We start from the raw sequence: 26,483 nt of genomic DNA, 5'->3' as shown, positions 1-26,483 counted from the left end.
TTCGTTGAATCACCCTTATTTTCGCCTGGTTTAATTGATTTTATACTACCCCCTCGTAAAAAACCTACACCTGTCAGTATCCTCCCCCTGCCTCCTCGTTGTTCCGACCCCCATCGGCTAACCAATGCTCCCAGCTATAGGAGGCAGGGCGATCGAGTGCTTGGAGCGTTTTCTGCTGTTAGCTGGAACGATCGCGGAGGCCGGCTGCTGCTTGAGTGCGACTTCAAAAGATACAGCCCGAGTGGGGGGAAGATAGCTTTGGGGACTCGGCACTGCTCCTTGACTGGGAGAAGGGGGCGAAATAAACGGTTCTTTGATGAATGGCTCTTTTGTAAACGGCTCTGCTTCCCGGCTGGGATTTTGAGGTTCAGTGCGGTAGATGCGCGGCGGCAAATTTTGATTCGGAGGCGGGTTTGACTCAATTGCAGGCCCCGTCCCGTTCGGGAAAAATGAGGAGTTGTCCGGCTGTTGGGGCGCAGCCGGCAAAGCCGGCAAAATCAAAGTAGGTTTGGGTTGTCCGGGGCCTTGCTGAGTGCTTTCACCGTCGCTGGCCCCGGAACCTCGTCCGGGCCCGTATGTACCGCTCTTTGCTGCTCCTGGCAAGGTCGAATTTGGAGTTTTTGATGCAGTTCCTGGCTGGACTAGGGCATCTAGAACTACAGAAGATCCCATCGGTCGATCGAAAATACTAGAAATTTGCTCGACGCGTTTGAGGATGCGATCTGCTGCGGCTCCCTTCACAACCTTCGGCTGAAACTTTTTCACCTCCACAGGCAGAAACTCTACCTTCATATTCCTATCTTTGAGCGATACTTTCAGGACTGCGGTATCGTAATCCCTGCGAGCATTCGGGCCGAATATAAAATTACCCAGCGAGTAAACTATCGGGCGGCCTTTGTAAATTTCTGCACCTTGCAGTACCTGGGGATGGTGCCCCACTACCAAATCAGCTCCTTGGTCGATCGTGAACCGAGCCAAATCAATCTGCCAGTCCCCCGGATAATCTGCCAATTCGACTCCCCAGTGGTAATTAACAATAATCCAGTCTACCTGACCCCTAAGAGCTCGAATATCCTCGGCCACGCGATTGTTGCGGCGGGGATTAGTGCCCGCTTTCCCTTGGTCGGCGACGTTAAGCTCGGCATCATAATAACCGAGGTAGGCAATCCGCTGACCCTTAACTTCAATAATATCTGGACGCCTCGCTTGTTTAATATCTCTGCCGGCTCCCAGGTGTTGAATCCCACTACTATCTAGAGTATTCATAGTCTCCACCAGCCCTGGTTCCTCGTAATCCATAGCGCGGCTATTTGCCAGATTGACAATATCCACTCCTCCGGCTGTTAATACTTTCACCGATTCTGGATTGGCTTTAAAATTTAATTGTTTTTTGCCAGACCCCAATGTAGAGCGAGTCAGGGAGTTTTCTAGGTTAACCATCGCCACATCTGCTTGCCGGTACTCCTCCATATTGGCAAAAGCCCATTGGTGATCGTTGGCAGCAGATGCTCCGAGCGCATCCGATAGATTCACATTTCCTCCGAACATCAGCGTTACTGTTGGGTCGTAAGGATTAGCAACTTGCTTTTGCTGTACTACTGGTACCACTTCTAAGGCCGCTTGCACCGTATCCGCACGTTTTGGAGGCGGCCCCGACATTACCGCAGTTTGCTGGTACCCGGATACTGGGGATACTAACCGCAGGGTCAGAGCTTCGTGGTAGCTGACCCAACACCCTAAAATAAAAGAGGCAAGTGCCGAACCCACTAGCAGCAGAGAACGATACGTTTTAAATTTAACCCAATCGACGGCCGGTAGGGAACGGTAACGCCGCCGCTGGCGGTTTGCCGGAGTGACAATTCGCACTGACTGTTTCCAGAGAATGTCTGCATCCCCAGCCAAGCGCGCGTGAATTCGCACTCCTTCTACTGCTGGCGAGTTGAGTCTCCAGAGTTGGTGGCAAATAAATTTGACTAAGCCTTCCCGGAGAGTGCTCCCGAGTAATGTAGTATCTGGCGCAAATTCGCGCTGGAATTCTACGAGGATTTGGACGCAGCCGGCCTGAGCCTGTTCGACGCGGGCATAAATCCCTTCGGGGCGCAGCAAGCTGTCAATCCAGTAATTCAGGGCTTGAAAGTTGCCCGATCGCGCTAGCTCTAAGATAGACGGCTGCGACCAATTTTCTGCGTACACCATCAATTAGCCTCCTTAATACGCACGAGCAATTACTCCAATTTGTTTTGAACGGAACCGCAATTCTTTTAGCTTAACCGCCACAGGTTCCGCTGCCCGTTTTGAAGCTAGTTGTTGGCTGCCACCATTTTCTACATTTAGGGGCTGCCTGCTGTCAGTGATTTTTATCACACTCCGGTCTATTGATTTGAGATTTGAGATTTGAGATTTGAGATTTGAGATTTGAGATTGAGTTCACAGAGGGTACTCGGGGCCAGAACCAACGTCGAAACAAGAGGTTTCTGGGGGAATTGAGGCACAAGAGAGCGAGATTTCTGAGGCAGAGTCTGTTTTTATTGTCGCTGTTTGAGTGTCGCTTTGGAGCTTTTGCTTTGACATTTGAGATTGCAGACTGAGTTAAGAGGTGTTAGTGGGCGATCGAACAAACGTCGAAACCAGACGTTTCTGGGGGAGTTGAGGCAAAAGAGAGCGAGATTTTTGAGGCAGAGTCTGTTGTTATTGTCGCTGTTAATCGCGTGCTGTCGTCAAGTCCTCATGCTTCGATCTATGCTGGCAAATGCCTCTCACGAGGGATGCCACTGGCTGCACAACCTGTAATGGGATAAATGGCGTACTAGATAGATTTGGTGGTAAAATCAAATTTGGTAACTCCCATCGGTACCAAAGTTGCGGAAAACGTGAAACTGGCCAGTCCATACGGCTGTGCCTTCCGATGTAAAACCCAAAGTACGTTACGGTAAACAGGCCATATTTTAAGCAAGTTACACTGCGCAGGAGAACTGACAAATGCTACAGCGCAAAATCTATCAACTCTGTTGTGATGGTCGTGAGGTTTCTATTTTTCTTCGAGATCAGCAACGTTGGATAGAGCGCGCTCGTATCCTAGATATTGAAGGGGATCTAGTCACGCTGCGCTACGAAACCGACGAAGAAGACGAAATCAGCTCCTGGGAAGAAATGGTGCGTCTCGAAAGTATTGGAGCTGTGTCCCAGAAGTTGGCTTCGGTATCCCGAACTAACTGCGAACCCCTAGTTTCTGACGATTGTCCCGAAGCCGAACAAATTCGCAATCACTACCCGGACTCGAATTTGGAATAGTTTTGAGCTCGCGCTTGAGGCACAAGGAAAACTTGGGGGAAAAGAAAACGACTTTTCTCCCTTTTTTGTGGAGAAATTATGCAAAAAACCCGATTTAGGCCAAACATATTCTGGGTTGTGACCACATAAGCTATTTTGCCTTTAAATTTAAGCTTGATGGCGGGATCTCCTGCCCACCCCACAAGAGCGTAAGTACACAGTAGTTTAAAAATTCAATACGCGACACCCTAGCCCTGCTGAAACAGGGTTTTTTGTCTGGGTGCGTCCAGGACTGTTCTTTTGTTTTCTTGGCCTGCAGGCTGGTTTCTAGATGCCCGACAGCTTATTCGCCGTCTGTTTCGCCATCTTCTAAGAAAAGTTCCGACTCCGGTATCGCTTTAAACACGGGACAGTAACCGTCGGGGGTAACTTTAAAGCCAAACAAAGCACTGGACTGGTTCCAACAGCGCTGGCTGCGGTAGTGCTGACAATTGCCGCAGCATTCGAGGTTTGCCTGAACGGCGCTGCCTTGAAAAAGCAGTTCCCGCTGGGAGATGCCGCGCAGTACCAGTTCTTCGCCTTGCCAGCGCGCTTCTACCAAACCGGTATCGGCAAAATTGGCCCACCGAGGATCGGCTGTAATCGGACTCGGCAAGCTAATTGCTACCTCTGTCCCCAATTCGCTGAGTTCTCCCTCATAGTTAGTTTCTGGGATAGCGGGCTGCAAAAACATTTCCCCGATCGGCAATTCGACCAGTGTTCCGGCCGCCGGAGTGTGCAACTGGTAGCGGTTTCGCAGCTCGTCCAAGTTAGCCAAGTCAGCCAAATATGCAGGGGAACCATGGATCAAAATTACGTGCTGGGGACGCAAATTGTGGATGAGTTGGGTAGTCCCCGGCCCGTCGCAGTGTTCGGCTAGTAGATAAGTTTCGACACTTCTGATTCCAGATTCGGGCCTGTTGCCCAGCCAGTCGCTGACGGGATATCCAGGTTTTTGAGGGGCGAGCAAAATCCAAGGATGTGTGCGATCGGCAACATACAAAGCCAAATCAGCTAACTTGTCTGTAATCACAATACAGGGCGTGGCTCCCAATCCGGGGCGTTGTTCGGCAGACAGCCGGCGGACGCGGGGTTTCACCCTTTCGTCCCAAAACAAAGGTTGGTGCAGAGCAAAATTTTGGACGGCGGTGGGAAATTGGGGTAACAGTTCCAGATAAGCGTCGCACCCGTCGGCGACAGTGCCGTCCACCCAAATATCCAAGTCGCGGCCAGTAAAGTAGTGGTGACTGCGGAGCAGCATCAGCATTTCTTGGCCCAAACCAAGGGCCGGCGCGGGCAGCAGTACCGAGTACCCGTCGGCGATGGCGCGGTGGAGGCGATCGGCTAACTGATTTTCTAGTTGTCGGCGGTGAGGGTGGCGCGCCGTGCCGTAACTGCCTTCCAAAATTAACACATCCGGCTTCATGCCCCTGAGTTCTCCCAGGGGCAAACCTTCCACCAAACGAGAATTGGACAGAAAAAAGTCGCCGGTGTAAACCACTGTGTAGGTGCGGTGCGGTCCGGCATAAGTCAGCAGCACAGTCGCCGCTCCGGGCAAATGGCCCGATGGGAACAACTGCACGCTCAGTCCTGGGCGCACTTCGAGCGGCGACTGCCATGGCAGTCCCTGACAGAACCGTGACTCTGGCTGCTGAGCCAGTTCTGGCCAGTTGAGCGGTAGCAGTCGCGCTGTCACTTCGCTGGCGTAAATTGGCAAGTGGGGGAAAGATTGATGGAGTGCTAGCAAACCTCTGGCATGGTCAGAGTGGGCGTGGGTACACACCACAAAATCGGCTGGCAGCGATCGATTTAGTGTCGCTGACAGCGGTGCAATATCCTCTACACCGCAGTCGAGTAAAATGCGGTGCGGCCCCATTCGGACTAGCAGACAGACCCCTTCCTGTGCGTGGCCTGCGCCGTAAGGTAAACAATCGAGATCCATCACTGCGGTTAGCTCCCTGCTTTGCACGCAACTTGCAGTATCGCCATATTTAAATATTGGTTGCGACTGCATTCATTCGAGTTCAGTCTCGGACGCAGAAACCGGATTTGATGAACGAAAACACTTGGTTGCCGCCCTCGCTCCCGGTAAAAAAACCCGGTTTATCTAAAGTTGTGGTGCGTAAGCCCTGGAGCTAAATGTTTGCTCGAAGGCTCCGGCTCCCGTCAAAGGGAAGTAATTGCACTTAAGATTTGATGCAGCGCCAAGAAGGCTATTTTCCGAAGGCATTGGCCGGACGGGCATTCGGCCTTCGACAAAGTTCAGGCTACTGGTTCTGGCATCAAAAGTTACATTTTATTGCACCACGTAAGAGCAGCGAACTCGATCTCATATTCTGAGTTTTAAATCCTTTTCCACAATTTGCGCCTGCTAAAAGCTAGTCTTTTTTATGAGAAGATTTTAATTCAAATGTCCAAAGATCTTGATAAAACTTTACAATTCTTCATTCTCCGGGTTTTCAGGGCCGTGTATTGTCCAATCTGAAAAACGGAGAACCAGCATCGTGCTAGCTAACTGCTTTTGTCCGGGCAGACAGAGACTTTATGAGTTGGCTCGGTTTCTTTGTAAAAGTTTGATACATTCTTCTAAGCAAACCTTGTGGCTATCGAGGAGAGAGTTTAAATGGCTTTTTGACCCCGCCCAAAAACGGATATAAGTTTCCGACAGGAATCGCCAGCAGCCCAAAGTTTTAGACTCGTGTTCAAGCTCCAGATTTATCTGTGAAGTAAATCTCAAATCGTTCGACTGAGCGCAACTCGACGCTCGTACTCGCCGAAGGTCTGAGCGCGGCTCGATGGCTCACCCAACGTATCGCCGAAGCCTCAAAACTCAAATCTAAAATCGACTGACTGCCCCATAATAGGTTCGTTTACTCCGCTGATTGACTAGGGGACAAAAAGATGAGTTCTTTTGTTTTACCCCCAACATAGCCACCTCAATCCCCCGACAATGGATGATATTCATCCTTCATCCTGTAAAAATACCACTAACTTGCCAGAAGTAATCTCAGCTTGATGAGTCTCCAACCAGTCTGTTATCTCGTGTTTTTTTTATCATTGCTGGGTCTTCTTTGGGGTAGGGTTTTTGAGTTTTTTTTAGCTAATCCGTGCCTATTTAAAAAGTGTGTAATAGCTGTGTTTGGAGTCCAATAACACTTCGTAGCTCTCTAATATGTATCGTTTGATTTCTGCGAGATCCGTGTTTGTTGACTGCATTCAGCAAATGAATGCCGCGCTTTGCACAGCAGATTATAGATCAGTGACTGGCTCTCGTCGCTATGCCAATTTTAACCTAGACCTACCAGTTTATAGAGTTTAGTTTGTTGAGCAATTAACTGTACTAAACTTTTAGAAAATCCTGAATATTCAGGTTATTATAGGGTTGTAAAACATTTTAATAAAAAAATGGGATCAATTTACGTGGTTATTGATTGGACTAAATCAACTCATTGAGAGTGGCGAACTAAGTGCTATCAATAAACCTATTGTGAGAAATTGGGAGTTCAAAAAGTGGCTTGTATAAAATCAATTTTTAGCTAAACCCGCCCATCCAAGATATTTTTTTGCGCTATTATACCTAGTATTTGACTTGAGGCTCAAAAAATAGTATTTCATGGGTTGCCTCTATTATATTCTCACAACTAACTTGGGATTGTTAGAGAATTACTACTTGCGAAAGTTTGAATTGGGAGAGTGTATAATTGTTTGGTATGTTGTAGAGAAGAGTACCCGATCGCAATTAAAGCTGAAATGAGGAGCGATCGCACAAACCCGGTTTTCTAAAAAAAATCGGGTTTTTAGATGTGGCATTAATGGCGAGGCTTGCTAGCGCAACGGCTGCCAATAGCACTGGCAATTGACACTAGCCTCAACAAGCGGTCGTTTTTGACGAAAAATATTATGTACGAAAAAAACTTGACATCAGTCGGTCATCGACAGTTAAAATATAAATAACAGCAATAACAAAAATGAGGCGTTATGTTTGATTTGCAAGCGGGGAGCGGCAACTATGGCATTAATAAATTGCTATTTTGTAAAACAATTTTGGCTAAAATACATCCGAGGAAATACGGATTATCTATGAGTTTTTTAAAATCTAGAATCTAAAATCTAGAATCTAAAATCTAGAATCTAGAATCTAAAATCTAAGATGGCATAACTCATGGCAACAGCTATTCTTGACCTGGAAATCTCCAAACTCCCGCCCGAAATTACGGTTGAGGAGCGTTACAGCAAAGCCTTGGTTTTAATTCGACTGCACGGAAAACCGATCGGTCAAGCTCTTTTGCCCGTAGTCGGAGGCCGCCTTGGTGGTGACGAATTACAGGAAACACTGATGAATGCTGCTGGTGACAACTTGTGCAAAAACTGGCTCTACGACACTCTAGAATGGGATGAGCGGGGGTCGGTGCAGGCAATGCCGATCGCCACAGTAGCGGTTTGCACGCGCGATCGCCCGGAAGACTTGCAGCAGTGTCTAGAAGCGTTGATGCAGCTCCCAGACGACGGTCAGGAATACTTGGTAATTGACAATTGTCCCGCCACGGATGCTACTGAAGAATTGGTCAAAAATTACCCAAAAGTCCGCTATGTACGCGAGGACGTACCGGGCTCCAGCGCTGCCCGCAACCGAGCTTTACGCGAAGCTAAACACGAATTCGTAGCGTTTACAGATGACGATGCAGTGCCCGATCCAAACTGGCTGCGATCGCTCTTGCGAAATTTCAGCGATCGGCGAGTGATGTGCGTCACGGGGCTAATCATGCCCTTGGAGCTCGAAACAGAAGCGCAAGAATGGTTCGAGCGCTACAGCCCCCACGGGCGGGGCTTTGAACGCCGAATTTTTGACGGGGCGCAGTGCAATCCTCTGGTTGTCAATCTTGTGGGTGTTTCGGCGAGTATGGCTTTGCGGAAAAGTTCGATCGACTTTATTGGCTTGTTTGACGAAGTTCTGGGGGCGGGAACGCCCGCGGCTAGCGGGGAAGACTGCGAATTTTTTACCCGCATTTTGCGATCGGGCTACCGCATCGTCTACGAGCCCAGGGCCTTGAGTTGGCACCGCCACCGGCGTACCTGGGAAGAACTACGGAATACGCTTGAAGGCTACGGAGTCGGAGTCTATGCTTTCTGGACGGGGATGATTGTGGTGAATAGGGAATTCAGCGTGGTTCTGTTAGGCTTGTCATGGTTGTGGTACAAACAAATTCCTGAACTAATTTCTTCTTTGCGAAAGCAACCGGATTCTGTTCCTAGTGATTTGCTTTTGGCTCAATTACGGGGCTGCATTAGTGGCCCGATGGCTTATTTTGCCTCTCGCAAGTGGTTGCAAAAAATTAAGGAAGAAATTATTAGTTAGTTGTGATTGGTTATTTGTTAGTTGTTATGTGTTAAAAAGGCCCACTTTTCTCTTCCCGATCTCTCCGCTTCGCTCTGCCCAATTCCTAATGTAAATATGGAAAATCTAACATTTAGCATCATTCTTATAACTCACAACCGAAGTTATTCGCTGCGGCGGGCTTTGGATGCTCTGCAATCACAGACTTATCCGATGGATCTCATCGAAGTCAGGGTCGTCCTAGATAGCTGCATTGACGATACTTTAACAATGTTACAAGACTACAAAGCTCCTTTTAAAATGCACACAATTGAGGCAAACTGCCGGAGTGTGGGTATGTCTCGCAATATTGGAGCAGCGGAGGCTACTGGACAACTGCTGTTGTTTCTGGACGATGACATCGAAGCAACGCCGTGTTTAGTCGAAAACCACGGGCGCGTTCATCGAGAACGTCCGGGCTGTGCCGCGATCGGCCCTTATCCGCCAAAGTTGCAATCCAGGACTAATTTTTTTGATGTAGAAGTGCGGACTTGGTGGGAGGAAAAGTTTTACCAGATGAGCAAGCCGACTCACCGCTACACTTATCAAGATTTGCTCTGTGGCAACCTTTCTATTGATACAAAACTGTTTGCTGGCACCGGAGGCTTCGATTCGGCCTTCGGCCCGGGTACTGCCTATGAAGATTACGAGTTTGCCTTGCGCTTGCTCAAAGCAAATGTACCTTTTGCGGTGGCACCGGATGCAGTCGGGTATCACTACGAACACGAAACTAACAACCTCGATCGCTCTTTTGGGCGAGCTCGCGCGGAAGGGCGATCGGATGTTTTGATCGGTCAGCGGCACCCGGAAATGAGACCGACGCTGCACATAAAAGACTACGAAACTCCTGATTCGCTGGTAAATAAAATTTTGGTCGCGATCGTATTTTTCTGGCCGGCGGCCTTAGATTTGCTGGCTGTCGGACTGAGAAAATCCCTTGACTGGCTTCAATACATGGGGATGCGGGGAACTTGGCGGTGGTTGCGGACTAAACTACTGGCTTACTCGTACTTGCGGGGAGTGATGGATCAGTTAAAAACCCGATCGGCTCTTTCTAGTTTTATGCAAGAAGGAACGGCTAGCGGCGATTTGGGCAGACATGAAATTGAAATCGATTTGCAGGAAGGTTGGGAAGCAGCAGAACGAATTATTGATGAGAAAAAACCCGATGGCCTTGATCTGCGTTACGGTGAACTGCCGATCGGTCACGTCACTCCCAAATTCGGTGTAGAGCCACTGCGGGGCGCTCACTTGCGATCGATTCTGGCGCTTGACTTTGCCGAACCTCTGGCTCGGGCGATCGCGGTTAACGGTATGCCCAAAAGTGCTGCTCATTCTGAGCCTAGCTTAGTTGACAACATCCTACTTCAACATCTACAGTTGTTTACAGTATTGGACAAAAAAAAGCTGGAAAATTCTGCATTATAATGACATAGTTAGATTCTAAAAACAATAGAATATAGAGGTGTAATTAAATAAGCCTTTAGTTAATCTGAAATAGTAAGTTAGAGTTAAAAGAAAGAGAAATTGACAAGGGTAATTATGGCAATAGAATTGAATGAAGCTAATTTATTAGAACCAATTCCTGACAACCTGGCCCTGGTGCAGACCCAGAATTTGGTTAAGATTCAGCCCTGGAATTTATCCGGGCGAGAACCTCAGATAGTTGCTGGGGGTGTGCTGTGATAAATGCGGGAAAGGTAGCTTACATTCGCCAAATCACTCATTTTTTTGATTTGCTACGGGTATTGGTCGATCGCGATATGAAATTACTTTACAAGCGATCGACCTTGGGGATTGCTTGGACTTTAATCAGTCCGCTGTTACAGTTGGCTGTATTTTCCTTTTTGTTTCGCTCTGTCGTAGCGCTGAATATTCCCAAATTTTCTTCCTTTGTTTTCAGCGGCTTGTTAATCTGGAGTTGGTCTCAAACGGCATTATTTAAATCAACGGGATTAATTACCAATAATAAGGCACTAATCAGGCAGCCAAATTTCCCCACGGCAATTTTGCCGGTAGTCACGACGATGACTGGGCTAATTCACTTTGTGTTAGCTTTGCCGGTGTTAATTATCTTTCTGCTAATTGATGGCGTTCATCTAAATTCAGTGCTACTTTTGTTGCCGCTGCTGATGATTATTCAGTTTTTGTTGACAGTTAGTTTTGCTTATCCCCTTGCAGCTTTAAATGTCACTTTTCGCGACACTCAGCACACTTTGGGAGTAGTTTTGCAGATGATGTTTTACCTGACTCCGATTTTCTACGACATCAACAGCGTACCGGAAAAATTTAAGATTTTTTATTACTTAAATCCAATGGTGCCACTGATTGAAGCTTACCGCGCCATACTGCTCAAAGGTATGCAGCCGGATTGGCAGGCTCTGTTAGTTTTGAGCTTGGCTGTGGCGGCTCTTTTGCCCATTGGACTGGGAATTTTTAGACGGCAAAGCGATCATTTTGTGGAGGAATTATAAATGCGAGAAGCAATTATTGTCAAGGGTTTGGGTAAGCGTTTTAACCGCTACTCTGCCGCGAAACCTTATACGATTATGGAGGCAGCTTTGTCCGGTTGGTGGAAACTGAAGCCGGAGGCGAGTTTTTGGGCGCTGCGGAATATAAATTTTACTGTTTCTCCTGGGGAAATGCTGGGAATTCTTGGCAAGAATGGGGCGGGAAAATCAACGCTGCTGCAACTTGTCGGCGGGATTGGTAAGGCTGAGGAAGGAACTATTAAAGTTAACGGCAGAATTGGCGGCTTGTTAGATTTGGGTGCTGGTTTTCACACGGATCTAACGGGCAGAGAAAACGTGTTTGTGGGTGCTGTGGTGGCCGGTTTGACTAGCCGGGAAGTGGCGCGCAGGTTTGACGATATTGTGGAATTTGCAGAGTTAAAACAGTTTATTGACAGCCCGATGCGGACTTACAGTACGGGGATGAAAATGCGGCTGGCTTTTTCGGTGGCGGTGCATACCGATCCAGAAGTGCTGTTAGTTGATGAACATTTGTCGGTTGGTGATGTGGCTTTTCAAACTAAATGTTTGAACAAGATAACTGAGTTTAAAAATCAAGGATGTGCGATTGTTTTGATTTCTCACACTGCGTCGCAAATTCAGAAAATGTGCGATCGGGCTTTGTGGCTGAAATCAGGTGAAATCGTGGCCTATGGGGAACCGGAAGTAGTAGTCGGTCAGTATTTGTCAGAAATGCGATCGTCCACAGAAAATAACAGTCCCCTGCGTGCTGCTGATGCTACAAGTAGCGGCTCGCCACTGCGAGGTAATCAGAATCGCTTCGGTTCTTTGGAAGTGGAAATTACCGATGTTAAAGTGTTGCCCAATGCAGAAATAGATAGCGGTGATGCTATTAGCATTGAAATTAATTATTCGGTTTTGCAGGAAATTTCTGCTGCTATTTTTGCCGTGACAATTAGCAGGGATGATGGTCAAAGTTGTTTTGAGACTAATACTAATCAAATGGGCAGACTGCTGCCGCTTGTGAAAGGGAAAGGCAAAATCCGGCTGCAAATAGACAGGCTGGATTTAGGAAACGGTCAGTATTACGTGAATGCTGGGGTTTATGAGGAAACTTTGGCTTACGCCTACGATTATCATTGGCAGGTTTATCCGCTGTACGTGCGATCGACTGTAAACCAAAAAACGATTCTTTGTCCGCCGTACCGCTGGGAATTTGAGGGCAAAATGCCGCTTCTAGATTTAGCCGAACCAGCCGCTGCAACTTACGATTTGGATAAGAATAATCCCGGCTACGCCAAGATTTTGACTCAGTTGGAAAACAAGCAAAAACCTGACTTTTTAATGATTGGCGCTCAAAACTGCGGCACGGAATCTCTATACGGTTATCTCGCAAATCACTTGCAAATTATCAAAGAAGGTTCGCGGGACATTCACTTTTTTGAATTAAATTTCGAGCGCGGTATTGAGTGGTACAGCAAGCAGTTGACGCGGAGTGTAGCGAGTGAGAAGGTGCTCCTTTGGGAGATGACTGCTTACTATATTTATCATCCCTTGGTAGCGGAGCGAGTTTACAAGTGTTTCCCGGATGTTAAGCTGATTGTAATGCTGCGAAACCCGGTAAAACGAGCGTGGATGCACTATCATTTAGAAGTGGCGAACGGATGCGAAAAGTTGGATTTTGAAAAGGCGATCGCCTCTGAGGGCGATCGACTCAAAGGTGAGATTGAAAAAATCAAAGCAGATGAAAATTATTACAGTTTCAATCACCAGCACTATTCCTATTTGTCGCGGGGAATTTATGTAGAACAAATCAAAAATTGGCTCGACTATTTTCCGAGAGAACAATTGCTAATTATCAAAAGCGAAGATTTTTACGCGCAGACAGGCAAAGTCTTTTCAGAAGTATTGAATTTCTTGGATATTAGTGAAAGTACAAGTAAAGAATATGAAATCAATCATGTCGATGAATACAGCCAAATACCACCGGAAATCGCACAAGAATTGACTAATTACTTCAAACCTTACAATCAGGAACTTTCGGACTTGTTGCATGAGGATTTTAGTTGGAGTTAGGAAAAAAGTTTTTAACCGCAGATAGCCCAGAGATGAACATCAATCATACCTCTTGCTTCTCTTCCTCAGTGCCCTCTGCGCTCTCTGCGGTTCGTAAAAAAAAATCTAATTCACAAACCCTTTATTAGCTATAAAAATGAAACGAATATTTTTAATAGGCTCTCCGAGAAGCGGCACAACCATGCTTCAAAGTTTATTGGCTGCTCATCCTGAAGTTATTTCTTTTCCCGAATCTAAGTTTTTTCAATATTTACTTTACAAGAAGTTTGCGGGAAAGTTTCCAGGTAGGATGGAAACTTTTTTTAAAGATGAGATTAATCGCCCTGAACTTTTGCAAGGTTTTGATGACAGTCAAAGTTTGGGAACTAAAGTTAGTTGGTTTGTGGGAGTTTTGGATGGTTTGGCTGCGGAACAAAACAAAAGCATTTGGTTGGAAAAAACGCCGGAACATATATATTTTATTGATGACATAGAGCGATTTTTACCGGATGCTAAATTCATACATATTTTGCGAAATGGTATTGATACAATAGCTTCTCTGCATGAGGCTACTAGGAATTCTCATGATTTGTGGGGGCCTGGTTGGGATTTAAACCACTGTATCCATCGCTGGAAGGAGGCGACGTTAATTAGTCATAAATATGCTAAAAAATCTAATCATATATTAGTCAAGTATGAGGAAATTGTTGATAATAAAGTCAAGAAATTAGAAGAGCTTTGTCATTTTATGGGTGTTGAATATGACGAAAAAATGCTGGAGTTTTATCAAGAAAAAGCAGCTAGTCTCAGTTTGAATTTACCTTGGCATCAAGGAATTGAGAGAGAGGTTAAAAGTAGTAAAATTCACAAATATCATAAAATTTTTACGAGTAATGAAATTAAAGATATTTTAGATAAGATTAAGCGAGTCAAGGGTGAAATTGCCTGGAAAGTTACGGTAGAAGTGAGCGAACCAATTTCGGATATTTGCGGAATATCGCAAATATGCGATCGCCTGCACTGTACAATTCAATTAGAAGGCATTAAACTCGGTGTTGTGGAATTGCCAGTCTGCGACGGGATTGTGGCTGGTGCGGTGTTGGCGGATGCGATCGCAGCCCAGTTTGCTTGGCCAATTCTCGATCGCTACTTTCAACGCAATCGCTGCGAAAAAGGTAATAGATTGTGGGAAACTTTGCTGAAACCGTTGCGCCCCAAACATGATTGGACGCTATTTTTGCAAGATTTTTGGGAACGCCCAAATTGGCAATTAGATAATTTTTATCAATCAGAAATAGCCGAAGAAGTCCCAACAATTACGCTCGAAAAAGATTTAATTGCTGTAGAAGTTAGCGAAGAATTACCTAATATAAAAGTTGAGCTTTCTGAAATTGATGTCCTGGTGAAAGTAGGTGGCGTTGCTATCGGTATTGTAACGGTTGCGGTGGAAAATAATTTTGTTTCTGCTCAAAAATTGCGATCGACAATTACTCGAAATAGCGGTTTTGAATTGTGCGTCGCCGCCGTGCGAGAAGCTTTGCTGGGAAAACCGCTCGACGGTAAGCAATCGCTGCGATCGCGCTTAGCCTCTGCTGCCCGCCAAAGGTCGAATCAACCAGAATGGTTGAATGCAGAGGGTTATGGTGGCATTTACCCGCCAAATGCGGTGATGTTCGGCAGGCGATCGGGTGCGATCGGCACCAGTATCAGCCGCCGCGCCGCACTCCCAGCCGCAGCGCTACAGGAAATCGCATCAGCCGCAGCAATCGCCGGGGAAACAACAATGGAAATTCCCCAAGAAAACGAATTACCAAAACAAGTATTTTATGCACCGGAAATCATTGGCTCAAAATCTTTTTATCGAGAACCTTATCACTCGGTGAAACCTCAACTTTCTGACAATCATAGCATTACAAAAAAACTCCCGATTCTCTCCTACCGCCGCATTTCTCCTGACGGTTTAGACGCAGTTACTCCCCAGATTTTTGAACAACAGTTACACCATCTCAAAAATCTGGGTTATTACAGTGCGAGTTGGGAGAATTGGCGAAGCGCGAAACTGGCTAAAACTCCTTTACCCGGTAAAGCTGTATTGATGACTTTTGATGGTGGCTATCTCGACTTTTTCCAATATGCTTGGCCTCTGCTAAAACGCTTTGATTTTGCAGCAACTGTTTTTCTAGTAGCGGAGTCAATAGGAAAGACAAATAGTTGGGAAAAAGCCGAAGGTGAAGAAGTAAACTTAATGGGATGGCCAGAAATTCTGCAAATGCGGGATGCAGGAATTGAATTCGGTTCGATGTCTGCTACCTATCAACCTCTGACTGCATTGTCGCCCACAGAAATTGTGCGGGAGGCGGTCAAATCCCGTGCTATCTTGGAACGGGGATTAGAGAAACCTGTTAAATGTTTTGCCTATCCTTACGGGGATGTCGATTCCATTGTAGCGCATTTAATTGGAGCGAGTGGATATACTTTTGGTGTATCATATAAATTAAATTATAGCAGTTTTGACGATTCTTTATTGTCGCTGCCGCGCATTCAAGTCACCGCCGAAAATGCCTTAAAATTAGCTTAGTATGGTGCCTCAATCAGCGAAATTTTTCCATCAATTAACAATCTCTCAACGGACGAACCTTACAAGTGAAATTTATTAATCAATTCCTTTATTTTTCTCTGCAAATAACCGCCTAACCCTCGGGATATTTTCTCAAATTTATAATAAAATAAAATGTCCATAACATCTTCAGTTTTCATATACTTTAAATAAGAAATCATTTTATCTGTCAGTTTATCATTAACATCATCGATATACTTTCTCACCGCCAACCTTTCCGAAATATTCCATTTCTTATCAAACTTGCGGTGCATTTCCGTCTCATAATCCCGAAAATCTGATATTTTTCCCTCCAAATAGCTTTGAATATATTTCCCCGCTATTTCGGCACCATCCATCCCGTGTCTGATACCCTCGCCGCCCAAAAAATTTACAGTGGAGACAGTATCGCCGATCGCAATTATATTATCCTTGCAATAAATATCCTTCAAACCACGACTGTACTTCAGCATGGAACCGTGTTTGTCAATAATTTTATAATTTTTAGACTTCAGATATTCATCAATCAGTAAATCAATATATTTTTTCAGCGGTGACAAATGCCTCAGCGTTTTCTGCTCTAAAAAAATGCGACCCACACCAACTTTCAGCCTGTTTGGTTCCATTGGGAATATCCAGGAATAACCCTTCGGCATCCATTTATCGCCCAAAAAGAAGATTAAATCATTGGCATATTTATTATAAATTTCCGGTTCTACTTCAATTAAATATTCGATACCGATTCCCGACAAAAAATCTGGCTTATCATTCTCTTTTTCGTACATAATCGCCCTAGCAAAGCCAGTAGCATCAACCAATACTTTCGTGCTAACTTTGATAATTTGACCGTCGGATAACTGTTTAAATTCTACGGTTGTTTCGCCCTTGGCTTGTGAATGTCGGGTGTAGCGATAACCAAGCCAAACTTCACCGCCAAATCGCTCAACTTCCTCGGCTAAAAAAGCTCTAAATTTAGCAAAGTTGAGCACAACTCCCAAACTTTCGGGAGAATCCCAAGTTTGACTGACTTTGCTAGTTTCAATAGTCAATTTGTGCCAAAAACTGCCGATAACCGATTCTGGTAAATCGAATTGAGAGAGGGTTTCTAGAGGCGTGGCAGCGCTGGAAAAGTCGTTTTTATTAAAATTGTCGTTTTGTTCGGCAAGCAAGACTTTGCGGCCGGATTTTGCTAATATTCTCGCACAGTGGCCACCTGCGGGGCCTGCTCCTACTATTACTATATCAAAACTTTTTAAAGTCATCTTGCTATTAATTTACTTCTAATGTCAAAACACCCGCAGACATATCAACTACTAACCGCCGATTTTTTAGCCATTGGCGACCGATTAAAACTTCGGGTACTCCGTCACCTACGTGAACAGGAATATCGAATTCTTGATTTTCAATTCTGATTTTTCCTGCATAAAGGTCGAAATTGAATTCTCCCCTAGCTGTTATCATTTTTTGTCGCCTAACATAAGTCCAATTAAGTCCTTGTGAATCCTGAATGTCCATTGCTAACCAGCCAGAAAAACCTGTATCTAGGAGAGCATCAACAGGTAATTCTAAGCCGTTATCAGCAATCAAGTCAACTTCAAAAAATAGCTCATCCTCATCACCAAATGTTCCTTGAATCATATCGTGCCACAGGCCCCTGTATTGTTGATGCGGAACATGAATGGGATAGCATTTGGATGTTTCTGGCGGCACATTTTGGTAGCCACCATATCATCGTTGTCGATAAAATAGTCCCCGCTGTCGGGTTCAACTGCCATATACCAGTTGTAGTGGGTTTTAATCAATTCTGGTTTTAGGCGATCGAAGGTTGGTTTGCAGCGTTGATAAAATGCTTCTCTTTCAGCGCGCCACTGGGCTTTTTTTTCTTCTGACCACTGGATTTCGGGGAACAATCTTCCGCGCCGTACTGTACGATTTGGTTTCACGTTAGTCATTGTTGATTCTCCTTTTGTGCAGTAAAGGTGAAGTAAGGTGGGCAGTGCCCACCCTAGAATTCTAGCTAATTAGACGCTAACGGGTGATTGTTTGCGGCTGAATTGTGCTAAGATGCGATCGCACATTTGCGACGGATTCAATCCCAAACTGGCAAATGATTGTTCAGGCGTTGCATGATCCACCAATGTATCCGGTACGCCCAGCCGCATCAGTGGTACGAGGATATTGTTATCCATCAAAGATTCGGCTACTGCTGAACCGAAGCCGCCCATCAAACAGCCTTCTTCCATTGTGACAACTTTGCCGATTCTCTGTGCTAAAGGCAAGATTAATTCAGTGTCCAAAGGTTTGACAAAACGCGCGTTGATGACTGTTGCTTCGATGCCGTGTTCGCTCAAAATCTCGGCGGTTTGCATTGCCGGATAAACCATTGAACCGTAACCTAATATTAGCAAGTCGTCGCCGTTGCGGAGAATTTCAGCTTTGCCGATCGGCAATTCTTCCCAACCTTCTTCCATCAGAGGTACGCCGTAACCGTTGCCGCGCGGGTAACGCATGGCGATCGGGCCGCTGGTGTGGTTGATTCCGGTGACTACCATCCGCTGCAATTCAGCCTCGTCTTTTGGTGCCATAATTGTCATATTTGGCAAGCACCGCAAGTAAGAAATGTCGTACATTCCTTGGTGGGTGGGGCCGTCGGCACCGACAATTCCGGCGCGATCTAAACAGAAGAAAACTGGCAAGTTTTGGATGCAGACATCGTGAATTATTTGGTCGTAGGCCCGCTGCAAAAATGTCGAGTAAATTACTACAACCGGGCGCATTTCTTCGCAGGCTAAACCAGCAGATAAAGTCACCGCGTGCTGTTCGGCAATCCCGACATCAATGTACTGTTTTGGCAGTTTTTCCTGAAGTTTATCTAGGCAAGTTCCGGTTGCCATTGCAGCGGTAATGCCGACAATTTTGGGATTATCTTCTGCTAGCTTGACCAGGGCGTGGGCAAAGACTTTCGAGTAAGCGGGAGGCTTGGGTTTGGTGGATGGAATGCCTTTGCCAGTGGCTAAGTTAAAGGGATTTTGGGCGTGATATCCTACTTGGTCTTTTTCGGCGATGGCGTATCCTTTGCCCTTCACCGTCACAACGTGAACTAACACAGGGCCTTGGATAGTGTGACCATGTTTGAAAGTAGCAATTAACTCTTCCAAATTGTGTCCATCAACCGGGCCCATGTAAGTAAAGCCCAATTCTTCAATTACGGCTCCAACTTTGGACACGGCTAACCGTTTCATGCCTTCTTTGAGGCGTTCCATTTCTGGAGTAAAAGTTTCGCCGACAAAGGGAATGTGCTTGAATTGTTCCTCTAAGTTATCTTTGAGAAATTGCACCGGCTGCGAGAGTCGCATCTTGTTCAAATAGCGGGTAATTGCGCCGACGTTGGGCGAGATTGACATCTCGTTATCGTTGAGCACCACCATCAAATTGGTTTTCGGCATATGGCCCGCGTGGTTGATGGCTTCGAGTGCCATGCCGCCCGTCAGCGCACCGTCGCCGATGACTGCTACAGTTTTGAAATTTTCGCCCTTGAGGTCGCGCGCCATCGCCATCCCTAAAGCTGCGGAAATGCTTGTGGAAGCGTGACCCGCGCCGAAGTGGTCAAATTTGCTCTCGCAGCGCTTGAGGTAGCCTGCAACGCCGTCTTTTTGGCGTAGGGTGTGAAACTTGTTGTAGCGGCCGGTGATCAATTTGTGCGGATAAGCTTGGTGGCCGACATCCCAGGTAACTTTGTCGCGATCGAGGTCTAGGGTTTGGTAGAGTGCTAAGGTCAGTTCGACTACACCCAATCCTGGGCCGAGGTGGCCGCCGCTAGCGGCTACAGTTTCTAAATGCTTTTCTCGAATTTGTCGGGCAATTTGTTCGAGTTGATGAATCGAAAGGCCGTGTAATTGGTTTGGATGAGTCAGTTCGCTGAGATGCATATTTTAAAATCTTGCTCCTGTGAATCAGGACGAATCCTTAACAGATATAGGTTGTGCCTGCGAGGTTGGGTACGCGCAAACGTTAGAATAGTTTAACGGTTATTTGAGAAAAACTGTTAGGCGTAAGATTTTTGTTATTTTTGGTCTGGTAATTATAGTTGATAAATTGTGCGCCGTCAATATAAAAAAAGCTTATGTTTTTAGTTCCTAATCGCTAATTGTTAGCTGCATGGAGATTCTTAAGCATTTTTAACTACTTTTTGTAGTGATGGCTGATTTTTTAGCTATCTTGTTTCTGCAAGCGGACTATGATACAAAATCATTAACTGTGATGGGAGCATCTCATATTTGTAAAAACACTTCTTTGGGTTCCTGCCTTCTGCCTTTTTTTTCTGCCTCCTGCCTCCTGCCTCAAAACTCCAATTTCTAGCTTGGCTGCTTTCATTGAGATGCTCCCACTGTGATTTATATAACATAGCTGATGTCAAGTCATTGCTAACAAGTTAGAAATGAGTAGATTTTGTCAACACCTGTAAGTGGAGAAAAAATTAACTAATAATGATAATCAAAAAAGGGGAAAGGTTGGACTAGCCCAACTAAGGCGATGATCACTATAAAACGATAGAATTGACGAGTAATTGAGCATTGTGTAGGTAAGCTCAAAAGCCTAGAAGATTTACCACAAGGGCCGTTGGTAGGAAAGAAAGAACACGGGGACTGAAGTCCCCCGCGTGGCTTCCCTCTGGAATCTGAAGACGCGATCGTTTCCCGCATCCCATATTCTTTTTATGAAAGGTTCTGCTTAATTCAATCTCCCTTACTCCGGTGATGGCAAAGGAGTTTCCGCTTCTTCGGGCGGCGGAATTTCCGCAGGAGTCGATTCGGGCGACGGCGAGAGACTCTCGCTATCGGGCGGCGGAATTTCCGCAGGAGTCGATTCGGGCGACGGCGAGGGACTCTCGGCCCCGGGCGAGGGACTCTCCGAAGGACTTGGGACAGGAGTTTCCGGCGGTGGCGGAAGTTGTTCGGGCTCTGGCTGGGGGCTTTGGAGGCTTTGCATCCACAAACCTAAACCGCCGCCGGCTAAGATCAGCCCCAACACCCCCAGTAGGGGCAGCGGAAGCTTGGATCGCCGTTTTTGAACGGGTTCCGGGGCGGGGGAAGTTTCGGGGTACAACAACTGTTTGGACGATTCTGAAAGCTGAGATTCTGGAATCCTCCCGGACTTCTGGAGGGACGCCACGAGGGAAGGCGGCAGCGACACCGAGGCTGCTGACACTGGCGCTGACACTGGCGCTGACGCCACCGCCGGATCAAACAGTACCAATCTCTCCGGCGACATCCGACAGTGAGTCGCCACCACCGAGGTGTTGTCATAACCGTTTTTCTCGTTGGCGAGACGAATCCAAGACTGAACTGCGGCTTCCAAAGACATTTTGCCCTCAAGCACCTCTGGGCCGTAATTCTCCCAAGATTGCTCTACCCAGTCGTTGTCGCTCAAACCGTCGGAACACAGCAGCAGTAAGCCTTCCTCTTCGACAATAAATCGCTGAATCGTCGGGCGCAGGAAATCGCCGTCCCGCGTTCCCAAAGCTTGAGTCAGGGCTCCTGCATCGGCTCGCAGTTGAGTCTCCCAGTACAAACAATGTCCTAGCTGGACTTCCCTTGAGGCTACGTCGTCGTCCACAGTCAGCCGGTGACAGTAATTTTTGCCAATCCAATAAGCGCGGCTGTCTCCAACATTGACTAAATAAAGTTCGTGGCTGTTATTTGAGGGCAAATCCTCGGAAATTTTCACTTTTTGAGGCAACTGGAGGGCCATCACCAAAGTCGTCCCCATCCGTTGCCGCAACTCTTTTCCCTGCTCATTATTTTGAGCGGAAATCACATTATTCACAACTCTGACTATTTCTTCGAGTTGCTTGATGACCATTGCGGGCGTCATCAACTCTTCTTGTTGAGCAATTTCTGCGAGCAAATTTTGGATTAAAGCTTTCAGGGACTGCACGGCTAATTGACTGGCAACTTCTCCTCCTTCGTGGCCTCCAACCCCGTCGCAAACCATTGTCAAGTAAGGAATTAGTTTCTCGCCCCCTGAAGTTTTGCTAGATTGAAAATCAGTAGCAACCGGATAGCAACTGTCTTCATTTTGGGAGCGCTGCGGCCCGGTATCGGTCATGCCGACTACTTCTAAGTGCAGAGGCAATTGAGCGGATTGTTCTAATAGTAAATCGTTTAGTTCCAGGGCGATCGCGTCCAAATTCATGCTGCTGCGGCGCATAAACTGACAAATCTCTCCGAGTCTCGACTGCACCTCGGGTTGCGCTGATTCCACTAAACCTGACCACACATCTCCCAAATCCCGCAGCGTCGGTACAAAATTGCCCCGGTGCAGTTCCAGCAGGCGTACCCGCCAACCTTCCACCCGCAAATTTTCCGGTACCAGCAAACTCGAAGCGACTCCATGTTCCGATAGCGGCGTCCAGAGTTGGAGCATTTGCCACAGCCAGTAAACTTGCCGCGCGGCGGTTGTCCCAGACCAAGCTTCTAAAATAGAAGGATACAGGCGACCGAAATTATTGATGGGCACATTTTCCAACAAGAGCACCTCTGTCGCTTCCGGTGCTTCCCCTAGCGAACAAAAACCGTATACTTCCGGCGTATGCAGCCGTTGGGGATACAAATTCAGGTAAGGCATAATCGTATCCGGCAGTTCTTCCGGGACGCTCGGAGGCAAAGCTGGACGGCTGTCGAGCCAGATTTGGGGTGCAATGACAAAGTATCGATCGGCTATTACCTTACCCGGCGGCACTTCATCGGCTGCTTGCCCCACCACCCACACATAGCGATAAATTAAATCCGTTTCGCACGCTGCACAGTGCTGGCGGCCAAAGGTATTGCGGGGATCTGGACAGCTAAGATTCGGGCAATAAATGGGTTCGGAGAAACTGCTGATCATATCGAAATAATTTGTGTAAAAACATTCTGAAGATATATGATTCGCCAGCCCAAATTCATGAGCTTGAGAATAAACTGATTTTAGCCCCTATCAATTTCTTAACTGCCTTTGGGCCCGTAGAAATTGTAGTTTCTGCCAGTCTGCACGGGTTTAAATTGTAATTTAAGTTACTAAACTCTGACATTGAGTACGGTAGAAGCATCAACCTGATACCGTGGCGCGAAAAAGCGCTCTGAGGGCTTGCAAGTGGCAAACCCTTGCATAGTCAGTTGTTGGCATTTCTTAAATCTTAAATTTCCAATCTAAGATCTAAATAGTATCACCTATTCTTTTTATGATCTTGACTCCGACGCTCCTTTGGCTGCTAGCTGGGTCTTTGCTGTGTTTGGCAGAGCTATTTCTCCCGACTGCTTTTGTCGCTTTTATGATGGGACTGAGCGCCTTCGCCGTAGCTGGATGCTCTCTAGTTCTACCTTACGTTAATTTACAAATATTCCTCTGGATGGTATTTTCGACAGTTTTTGTGCTGCTGTCTCGGCGGTTGATACCAAAAGGCACGGCAAGGGCGATCGCAGATTCTCAGGAAGCAAAAACTTTAACAGAAATTCCCCCCGGAGAAGCCGGCCGAGTCATTTATGAGGGGAATTCTTGGCAAGCTCGCTGCGAAGACACGAACGCCGCCATCCCCCCCAACCAAAACGTAATTGTCGTGGGACGGAAAGGCACTACTCTGATAGTTTTGCCAGAAAATCTCTTGCATTCTTAAACAAAATGCGTAATTAATCACAGACAATTAGTAGTTAGTAATTAGTCATCGTTCTTTAGTCAACATTTAACACTCAACACTCAACATTTATAGGAGGCGACAGTGGAACAACTTTTTTTACTTGTATTTTTAGCACTAGGCGGCTCAGCCCTCGCAGGTTCCGTCAAGATTATCAATCAGGGAAATGAAGCGCTGGTGGAAACTTTAGGTAAATACAGCGGCAAGAAACTGGAACCCGGTTTGAATTTTGTCACGCCGTTTCTTGATCGCGTCGTTTACGAGCAAACAATTCGGGAAAAAGTCTTAGATATTCCTCCGCAAGCTTGTATTACCCGCGACAACGTTTCCTTCACCGTTGATGCTGTGGTTTACTGGCGCATTGTAGACTTGGAAAAAGCCTGTTACAAAGTAGAAAATCTCCAGTCAGCAATGGTAAATATGGTGCTGACTCAAATTCGCGCCGAAATGGGTCAACTGGATCTCGAACAAACGTTTACTGCTCGTTCTCAAATTAATGAGATCTTGCTCAGAGATTTAGATATTGTTACTGATCCTTGGGGAGTGAAAGTAACTCGGGTAGAATTGCGCGATATTATCCCTTCTAAAACTGTACAGGAATCGATGGAATTGCAGATGGCAGCCGATCGCCGCAAGCGGGCGGCAATTCTGACATCCGAGGGCGAACGCGAGTCAGCAGTTAACAGCGCCAAAGGTAAAGCAGAAGCGCAAGTTCTGGATGCAGAAGCGCGCCAAAAAGCGACTATTTTGGAGGCGGAAGCTCAACAAAAGGCGATCGTCCTGAAAGCTCAAGCAGAACGCCAAAGTCAGGTTTTGAAAGCTCAAGCTACTTCTGAGGCCTTGCAAATAATCGCCAAAACTCTGCAAAATGACCCCACTGCCCGGGAAGCTTTACAATTTTTGTTAGCTCAAAACTATCTGGATATGGGTCTAAAAATTGGCACCAGCGACAGCAGCAAGGTGATGTTTATGGACCCGCGCAGCATTCCCGCTACGCTCGAAGGAATGCGATCGATCGTTGGGGAAGGTAATAATAATGAGGCGAAAAAGTAGTCTTAGCTAGAATGGGCAATTGAAAGAGACTGGTAACTCTGTATGAGGGATGAAACTCCTCATACAGAGTTACCATGAATACAAAAAAGATTGTGTCATATCTACTCCGGTAGCATCGGAATTAATATTACCCACAGCAGGGAAACGGCACTGCCGTATCCTCTAGATCGTGTCGAAGAGTGCAACCGGAAACGATATGAAATCGCCTGGTATCTATTTAAAAATCGATATTCAGGCAACTTCTCTTCGCCGTCAACCTAATAACTCGACACAGTTAAAACGATCGCCTCCCTATCTCCCAACACCAAACCATACTCCAAACCCTCAACAACCGCCTGATAAGAAGCATCCAAAATATTACCAGAAACCCCCACAGTCGTCCAGCGGTCTTGACCGTTGCTAAACTCAACCAACACGCGAGTTTTAGCAGAAGTTCCCGCACATCCGTCCAGAATTCGCACCTTATAATCTGTTAAGTTAAAATCAGTAATTGCCGGATAAAAATTCCGCAAAGCCTTCCGCAAAGCCGCATCAAGTGCCGAAACAGGCCCGTTTCCTTCCGCGCATTCCAGAATATCTTGACCGTTAACAGTCACTTTCACCGTTGCTAAAGAATTAACTGTTTCCTCCCTACCTTTATCGCAGTGAACTTGAAAACCTTTGATTTCAAATAAACGCTTGCGCTTTCCCAAGGCCTCCCGCATTAACAATTCAAAAGAAGCCTCAGCACCCTCAAATTGATATCCCTGACTTTCCAAATCTTTCAATTTTTCCAAAATTTGGCGGCAAGCAGGATTTTTGCGATCGAGCTCAATTCCAAAAGTTCGCGCCTTCGCTAAAACATTGCTCAAACCCGCTTGATCGGAAATCACAATTCGCCGTCTGTTGCCGATTTTTTCCGGTTCCAAATGTTCGTAAGTTAACGGATTTTTCTCAACAGCCGATACGTGGATTCCGCCTTTGTGAGCAAAAGCCGAAAGACCGACAAAAGGAGCATGATCATCGGGAGCAAGATTGACAATTTCACTAATCGAGCGACTTACTTGAGTTAATCTAACTAATTGCTCGTCTTCAATGCAATTCTGACCCAACTTTAGCTGAAAATTAGGAATTAAGGAACATAAATCGGCATTGCCGCAGCGTTCGCCGTAACCGTTTATAGTTCCCTGTACCATCGTCACTCCTTCCCGCACCGCAGCCAAAGCATTAGCAACCGCAACTCCCGAGTCGTTGTGAGTGTGAATTCCTAATTGTAAAGATTTTTCGCGATTGGTTCCTAAAGCTTCTAAAACATCGCGAACAACCTGACTGACTTCGTGAGGTAAAGTACCCCCGTTAGTATCGCAAAGCACTAGCCATTCTGCACCGGCATCGGCGGCTACTTCTAAAGTTTTAATAGCATAATCTCGATTGTGCTTGTAGCCGTCAAACCAGTGTTCGGCATCGTAAATAACGCGCCTTCCCTGACTCCGCAAATATTCAATTGTATCTCGAATCATCGCCAGATTTTCTTCTAGCGTCGTCTTCAAACTTTCAATAACGTGCAAATCCCACGACTTTCCAAACAGCGTCACCCAGCGAGTACCTGCGGACAAAATAGCCTGCAACATTTCATCATTAGCTGCCGTAGTTCCCGGCCGTCTAGTCGAACAAAAAGCTACAACTTCTGCTTGAGTTAGCGGCTGTTCTTTGAGCCGCCAAAAAAATTGTACGTCTTTAGGATTAGCTCCCGGCCAGCCGCCTTCAATAAAGGGAATTCCTAAACTGTCTAACTGCCGAGCAATTCGCAGTTTGTCTTCGAGAGATAAGGAGAGTCCCTCACACTGAGCACCGTCTCGCAGCGTGGTATCGTAGATCCAGAGCCGATTTGTCATGGGAAATTGCGATCGAGAAATTGGTAATATATCACTTACCATATTAGATGAATTTATTTGAATTTAATGCGATAATATA

Annotated in this window: 18 protein-coding genes; 9 read left to right on the top strand and 9 right to left on the bottom strand. The window is 46.3% G+C overall.

Features of this window, described 5'->3' with window-relative positions:
• Window positions 1-117: 117 nt before the first annotated feature.
• Together QUA44_RS22945 and QUA44_RS22940 are read right to left on the bottom strand one after the other, a co-directional pair.
• Window positions 118-2,196 carry a CapA family protein gene (locus QUA44_RS22945; protein WP_333254623.1) on the bottom strand — a complete coding sequence of 693 codons (2,079 nt, stop codon included), beginning with the start codon at window positions 2,194-2,196 and terminating at the stop codon, window positions 118-120.
• 12 nt (window positions 2,197-2,208) lie between these two features.
• Window positions 2,209-2,364 carry a hypothetical protein gene (locus QUA44_RS22940; protein ID WP_333254625.1) on the bottom strand — a complete coding sequence of 52 codons (156 nt, stop codon included), beginning with the start codon at window positions 2,362-2,364 and terminating at the stop codon, window positions 2,209-2,211.
• Between the two features lie 615 nt (window positions 2,365-2,979).
• Between QUA44_RS22940 and QUA44_RS22935 the strand changes: the two genes are divergently transcribed.
• Entirely contained in the window at window positions 2,980-3,291 is a 312-nt protein-coding gene (locus tag QUA44_RS22935) for a DUF6679 family protein (protein ID WP_006633466.1), read from the top strand.
• Between the two features lie 322 nt (window positions 3,292-3,613).
• On the opposite strand, the gene QUA44_RS22930 is transcribed toward QUA44_RS22935, so the two are convergent.
• On the bottom strand, window positions 3,614-5,251 hold the full coding sequence (locus QUA44_RS22930; RefSeq protein WP_333254703.1) for an MBL fold metallo-hydrolase: 1,638 nt from the start codon (window positions 5,249-5,251) through the stop codon (window positions 3,614-3,616).
• Window positions 5,252-7,471: 2,220 nt separating this feature from the next.
• Between QUA44_RS22930 and QUA44_RS22925 the strand changes: the two genes are divergently transcribed.
• The 6 genes from QUA44_RS22925 (at window position 7,472) to QUA44_RS22900 (ending at window position 15,787) form a co-directional block, all read left to right on the top strand.
• Window positions 7,472-8,665, top strand: a complete 1,194-nt coding sequence (locus QUA44_RS22925; RefSeq protein ID WP_333254627.1) for a glycosyltransferase — start codon at window positions 7,472-7,474, stop codon at window positions 8,663-8,665.
• 96 nt (window positions 8,666-8,761) lie between these two features.
• Window positions 8,762-10,111, top strand: coding sequence for a glycosyltransferase (locus QUA44_RS22920; protein ID WP_333254629.1), 1,350 nt, complete (start codon window positions 8,762-8,764; stop codon window positions 10,109-10,111).
• 114 nt (window positions 10,112-10,225) lie between these two features.
• Entirely contained in the window at window positions 10,226-10,369 is a 144-nt protein-coding gene (locus QUA44_RS22915; RefSeq protein WP_333254632.1) for a hypothetical protein, read from the top strand.
• Window positions 10,366-11,157 (top strand): ABC transporter permease, encoded by a 792-nt coding sequence (locus QUA44_RS22910; RefSeq protein ID WP_333254633.1) that lies wholly within the window; start codon window positions 10,366-10,368, stop codon window positions 11,155-11,157. The genes QUA44_RS22915 and QUA44_RS22910 overlap by 4 nt, the downstream gene beginning before the upstream one ends.
• The gene (locus QUA44_RS22905; protein ID WP_333254635.1) at window positions 11,158-13,230 is read left to right on the top strand and encodes a Wzt carbohydrate-binding domain-containing protein; all 2,073 of its coding nucleotides are present in this window, start codon (window positions 11,158-11,160) and stop codon (window positions 13,228-13,230) included.
• 136 nt (window positions 13,231-13,366) lie between these two features.
• On the top strand, window positions 13,367-15,787 hold the full coding sequence (locus tag QUA44_RS22900; RefSeq protein WP_333254637.1) for a sulfotransferase: 2,421 nt from the start codon (window positions 13,367-13,369) through the stop codon (window positions 15,785-15,787).
• A 59-nt stretch (window positions 15,788-15,846) separates the two neighbouring features.
• Here the strand turns inward: QUA44_RS22900 and QUA44_RS22895 are convergent, their stop codons facing one another.
• The 5 genes from QUA44_RS22895 to QUA44_RS22875 form a co-directional block, all read right to left on the bottom strand.
• Window positions 15,847-17,067, bottom strand: coding sequence for an NAD(P)/FAD-dependent oxidoreductase (locus QUA44_RS22895; protein ID WP_333254639.1), 1,221 nt, complete (start codon window positions 17,065-17,067; stop codon window positions 15,847-15,849).
• A 7-nt stretch (window positions 17,068-17,074) separates the two neighbouring features.
• Window positions 17,075-17,443, bottom strand: coding sequence for an aspartyl protease (locus QUA44_RS22890; RefSeq protein ID WP_333254641.1), 369 nt, complete (start codon window positions 17,441-17,443; stop codon window positions 17,075-17,077).
• On the bottom strand, window positions 17,440-17,757 hold the full coding sequence (locus QUA44_RS22885) for a hypothetical protein (RefSeq protein WP_333254643.1): 318 nt from the start codon (window positions 17,755-17,757) through the stop codon (window positions 17,440-17,442). Before QUA44_RS22885 ends, QUA44_RS22890 begins: the two co-directional genes overlap by 4 nt.
• A gap of 69 nt (window positions 17,758-17,826) precedes the next feature.
• Window positions 17,827-19,734, bottom strand: a complete 1,908-nt coding sequence (dxs, locus tag QUA44_RS22880) for a 1-deoxy-D-xylulose-5-phosphate synthase (protein WP_333254645.1) — start codon at window positions 19,732-19,734, stop codon at window positions 17,827-17,829.
• An 817-nt stretch (window positions 19,735-20,551) separates the two neighbouring features.
• Complete coding sequence (locus QUA44_RS22875) at window positions 20,552-22,693, bottom strand: protein phosphatase 2C domain-containing protein (protein WP_333254647.1); 2,142 nt, start codon at window positions 22,691-22,693, stop codon at window positions 20,552-20,554.
• 334 nt (window positions 22,694-23,027) lie between these two features.
• Here QUA44_RS22875 and QUA44_RS22870 point away from each other — a divergent pair, with 334 nt between their 5' ends.
• Both QUA44_RS22870 and QUA44_RS22865 read left to right on the top strand, forming a co-directional pair.
• Window positions 23,028-23,459: an NfeD family protein gene (locus QUA44_RS22870; protein WP_333254649.1), complete on the top strand. Its 432-nt coding sequence runs from the start codon at window positions 23,028-23,030 to the stop codon at window positions 23,457-23,459.
• Window positions 23,460-23,561: 102 nt separating this feature from the next.
• Window positions 23,562-24,530 (top strand): SPFH domain-containing protein, encoded by a 969-nt coding sequence (locus QUA44_RS22865; RefSeq protein WP_333254651.1) that lies wholly within the window; start codon window positions 23,562-23,564, stop codon window positions 24,528-24,530.
• Window positions 24,531-24,787: 257 nt separating this feature from the next.
• On the opposite strand, the gene cimA is transcribed toward QUA44_RS22865, so the two are convergent.
• Entirely contained in the window at window positions 24,788-26,446 is a 1,659-nt protein-coding gene (cimA, locus tag QUA44_RS22860; protein ID WP_445243692.1) for a citramalate synthase, read from the bottom strand.
• Window positions 26,447-26,483: the final 37 nt, after the last annotated feature.

The sequence above is a fragment of the Microcoleus sp. N9_A2 genome (genome assembly GCF_036701775.1).
Lineage (GTDB): Bacteria > Cyanobacteriota > Cyanobacteriia > Cyanobacteriales > Microcoleaceae > Microcoleus.
This window is presented reverse-complemented; position numbering and strand designations above follow the sequence as displayed.